This window comes from Maribrevibacterium harenarium (assembly GCF_006385675.1).
Taxonomy (GTDB): domain Bacteria; phylum Pseudomonadota; class Gammaproteobacteria; order Pseudomonadales; family Marinomonadaceae; genus Marinomonas; species Marinomonas harenarium.
The window spans coordinates 1-4,154 of sequence record NZ_VFRR01000083.1; the positions used below are offsets into that span (position 1 = coordinate 1).

General features: G+C 42.0%; 6 protein-coding genes. 1 reads left to right on the forward strand and 5 read right to left on the reverse strand.

What is annotated here, in order from left to right; all coding sequences use genetic code 11:
- Positions 1 to 478, forward strand: a 478-nt coding sequence (locus FJM67_RS16950; protein WP_140591863.1) for an integrase core domain-containing protein, incomplete at its 5' end; no start/stop codon positions are given.
- A 34-nt stretch (positions 479 to 512) separates the two neighbouring features.
- On the opposite strand, the gene FJM67_RS16955 is transcribed toward FJM67_RS16950, so the two are convergent.
- The 5 genes from FJM67_RS16955 to FJM67_RS16975 all read right to left on the reverse strand — a co-directional run.
- On the reverse strand, positions 513 to 716 hold the full coding sequence (locus tag FJM67_RS16955) for a type I restriction-modification system subunit M N-terminal domain-containing protein (RefSeq protein ID WP_235890099.1): 204 nt from the start codon (positions 714 to 716) through the stop codon (positions 513 to 515).
- Between the two features lie 85 nt (positions 717 to 801).
- Positions 802 to 1,095, reverse strand: coding sequence for a helix-turn-helix domain-containing protein (locus FJM67_RS16960; RefSeq protein WP_140591865.1), 294 nt, complete (start codon positions 1,093 to 1,095; stop codon positions 802 to 804).
- 123 nt (positions 1,096 to 1,218) lie between these two features.
- Positions 1,219 to 2,223 (reverse strand): TniB family NTP-binding protein, encoded by a 1,005-nt coding sequence (locus FJM67_RS16965; RefSeq protein ID WP_181161544.1) that lies wholly within the window; start codon positions 2,221 to 2,223, stop codon positions 1,219 to 1,221.
- 14 nt (positions 2,224 to 2,237) lie between these two features.
- A complete protein-coding gene (locus tag FJM67_RS16970) occupies positions 2,238 to 3,770 on the reverse strand; it encodes a Mu transposase C-terminal domain-containing protein (protein WP_140591868.1) in 1,533 nt (510 codons plus the stop codon).
- Positions 3,771 to 4,026: 256 nt separating this feature from the next.
- The coding region (locus FJM67_RS16975; protein WP_140590943.1) for a transposase domain-containing protein at positions 4,027 to 4,154 on the reverse strand (128 nt) is incomplete at its 5' end.

Genomic DNA, 4,154 nt, shown 5'->3' on the forward strand with positions numbered 1-4,154 from the left:
AGCACCGAACCAAGTCTGGTCGATCGATTTTATGAGTGATGGATTATCTGATGGTCGCAAGTTAAGAACGTTCAATGTTCTGGACGACTATAACCGAGAAGGATTAGCGATTGATGTCGATCTGTCGTTGCCTAGTGCCAGAGTGATACGCTCGCTTGAGCAGATCATCGAATGGCGAGGAAAGCCGGCGGCCATACGATGTGATAACGGTCCGGAGTTTATCTCGGGGCAGCTTGTGAATTGGGCCACTAAGAATAGAATTACGCTCTTATTCATTCAGCCAGGTAAACCAACGCAGAATGCTTATATTGAGCGTTTTAACCGAACAGCGCGGCATGAATGGCTCGATCTTCATCAATTTGAATCCATCGAGCACGCACAATACCTTGCCACGAAGTGGTTATGGACGTACAACAATGAGAGGCAAAACAGCGCCATTGGTGGCATCCCACCTAAATGGCTTATGAAGGCTGCTTAGGCTCTACTTTTAACCCCTGTTAAAAATGGGGGGATTACACCTCAATCGGCATGGATTTTACTGCTTCGTACTTGGCTAAAACGTCCGCTTTGGTCTCTTCAAGAACGCATTCTAAGCGTCTTAAAAGGGTGAACGGCAGGATGATGCGCCCATATTGGGACTGTTTGAAATCACCACGTAGTAGGTCTGCTACTGACCAGATAAGAGAAGCGGTAGAAGAGAAGTTTTCGTTGGTCACGGCTGTCTGTCCCTGAAAATTAAGTTTCGGACAGTATACCGTAATTTATTGTCATTCAGAGAGGTTCAGTTTACGAATCCTCACTTTAACTGAGCTTTTGTACCAGTTCGTCCAGCTCTTGCTTAGACAGTTTTGATGCCGCCAGCAAAAGCTTTGCTAATGACTCGTCATCACAATACAGGTAAGCCACCGGCACACCTAGCGCATCAGCCATGTTCTTAGCCATCGCGTAATCTGGGGCGTGCTTGCCTGTTTCGTACTGACTAATACGTGCCGTACCATGAGACCTATCAAACCCCAACTTTGTACTAAGCTGTTCTTGTGTGAGCTTGGCCAATTTTCTAGCACTCTTAAGACGTTGTGGTAATGGGCTTTGCATGATCTTAGCTACAGGATGAATGTAATCTAAGATTTTCTTAGCAAGCGAGGGAAAAGTATATTAAGGAATCCTTAGAAAATGAAGCCATGGCAGCACCACTGAACATAAAACAAACTAATACAACTACTTCTTTGAGAGAATTTGCGTCAACGACATGAAATCCGACAGACGTCTTGGCTCTATAGCAGCACGATGAGTACTATCTCCACGAATGTATCGTGAGTGCATTTCAACTTCGCGGACTTTGATTTTTTCTTTTGGCATGTCGAATGGATTTTCAATGCCGGCATACAAGTTGGCAAATGAATGACTCAGTGCTTGCTTAGAAAATGGCTCACCACTGATCAGGCAAAGCTTGATGGCTTCGGTCAAGATGGCTTTTAGTTGCCTCATTTCCCCACAAGATGCAGCGAAGAGAGCAATGCTTATTTCAAAGTCAATAATGCTTGTTTCAATCTCGCATGGTACATATGTTTCAATCGCTTCAAGAAACTCAAAATACTCCCGTATCCGTTTCGAAAGGCTAAAATACTGGAGTGTATGAGTTCGTGTCGCTAACCTAGAAGCCCATTGGGAATCATTTAGAATCTCGTCAATCCAAGGCATACCAACTAGAACAATCGGAACTGCGGCTTCCTCACTAATCAGTTTTAGTCTATTCCCGATTGCCTGACGATCACGAGCACCTTTGAACTCAATGAGTTCTTGGAATTCGTTGATGATGATCATCTTGGTATTTTTTACTTTAAGGGCATCTAATAGACGATTGGTAAGATGTGCATCGCTTTGAGCATTTTTAGCTCTATGTGTTGATGATCCAAACACACCAAGATCGCTCAAAAGCTGCCGTGTCATATCTTCAACGGTAAGCTTACTGGGTACTCGCGACAGTAATACGGGTATTGATTCGAGATTAATTCCATTCTTGATGTTGCAGAAGTGGTGGATGATCGCAGACTTACCCGTACCGGTATCACCACGAAGTAGCATAGATAGTTGATCACCACCGATCTCAGAGCTCTGGTAAAGGGATTCGAGGTCGTTCAACACACGACACACCGGCGTGTAAGGGCAAAAACAGTCTTTAAACTCCCGTAATTTAGCCCTATTAGCGTCAGATAAGCCCATTTGCCACCTCATTTTTATTTTCTAAATGAGTTCCACAGTGCCTCTAGCTCAGACACCTCTCTATGCTCAGCACTCGACTTCTCATCAACAGATGTTGGCTTAGCCACTTTGTTTTTGACTGACTCGTTGCTATAGCCTTTATATTGAGCAGCTTTCTTACTTGTTTTTATCTTAGTAGAGGATTTTGCTTTAGCGTCATGATCTGCTAATATCTCTCGAATCTCCTGATTAGCCATTGCTAAATCCACGTCGGATTTTCCCATTAGAAGATTATGCGCCTTAACAAACGACCTATTAATTAAATGCTGATCTAAGCTCAGATTCTGAGTGTAGAACTGGTCAACGCAGGGAACTGTCAAGTATTTTTCTAGTTCTGGCAAGTAAACGTAGATATGGCTAAGGTCATCTACATCCACTTTGATAGTAGTACGACTAGTACGGTTCATAGAAAGATAGCGCTTGCGATAATCTGACAGATCTTCTGAGTCATAACGTAAATTGTTATAAGTAATGCCCGAAGGTTGAATAGCTCTGGTTTCTTTAAGCCCCGCTAATTTTGGAAGTTCTAATATCTGAGAATTAGATAGTTCAGCCGGAGGCATTTTTTCTAGAGCTTCCTGCCAAAGAACTGATGGGACTTTTGTATTTCTAGTATCAGGTGAACAGTTATATACTTCGGCAACCCATTTCTCAAAGGCTTGGATGAAATTACTAAATTTTATTTTAGAGTTTTCTACCGGATTGTAATTTTTACGAGCATCAATACTGCTAAAAGTTTTTCCGGCTAAATCAACCAAAAAAAGATCATTAATTGTTCTAAAGCTGCGCTCTATATAGGGTTTTTGCCATGGCTGACCTGGCCGATTGTATTGAATGTGTATACCTAATTCATAGCACAGATGTTCGAGAGGCCCAGACCAGAATTCAGCGCCATTATCTGTAACGAGAGTCTCAATTTTTCCATGACATGGCCAGTCAATATTCCAAAGTTGCTTACTTCGCTCTTTAGGCAAAATCGCATTGCAAATCGCTTTTGCCACCGATGCGTACTGTGGTGCTTTAAACGTAATGTGATAGCCGACTAAACAACCACTATAGACGTCTTTAAGTAAAGTTAGGTAAGGTCTACCAATAGGTGTCAAGGTCTCATCGTCCAACAGGATGATATCAAGTGGAGTATGATCTATTTCAACTCTCTGCATAATGCGCTCAGGCTTTACGATTTTTCCTTTATAGCTATAAAGAATATCGGCTTTATTTTTTCCGAATCTTTTGACCGCCACTTCGTATGAGTTTAACTTTTCTACTCGTTTATAAAACGAGCTTTTAGACATTGGTCTGTAGCTGTGCAAACTGCCTTTACTATGAATAAGACATTGCTTTTCATAAAGTCGATATGCACTCGCTATACTTGGACGCTCTGCTTTCAGGAAGCGATCAATTGATTCTTCAAAAAATTTTTCTGTACTAAATTCGCACTTTCGGTCTCGATTCCCCTTTAAATGGTGACGATCTACTAGGCTAATTAGTGTATTATTACTTTCCAATAATTTATTATTCCATCTAACCACTGTCCTCCAATAAGGGGCTGACAATGACCCAAATTCTGAAAAATACTCTCGCAATAGTGGATCGATGTTGTTCTTAGTCCAACCACCATGAAGTCTTTGGCGAACAAAATCTACTACTTGATATCTATGTATGGCCTGACGCTGAATACTTTCAGGGTAAGAATCTAAATCCGAGTTGAGTGTAAGCGATCTTATATTAGCCCTCTAAAATGGTTTGTCTTGCCCTGCTAATCTAGCCTGCTTTCGCCCTGTTCCAAGGCAATAGCACTTCGAGTTTTTCTAAAGTATCCGCGTCGGCAATGTGGTCGAGTACGTATTGGATGTAACTCGATGGTTCTAGGCCATTAGCTTTGGCGGTTT

What these genes read in the sequence shown, in the direction of transcription:
- FJM67_RS16960 (WP_140591865.1), bottom strand. Translation starts at nt 1,095, where the DNA reads ATGCAAAGCCCATTACCACAACGTCTTAAGAGTGCTAGAAAATTGGCC.
- FJM67_RS16965 (WP_181161544.1), bottom strand. Translation starts at nt 2,223, where the DNA reads ATGGGCTTATCTGACGCTAATAGGGCTAAATTACGGGAGTTTAAAGAC.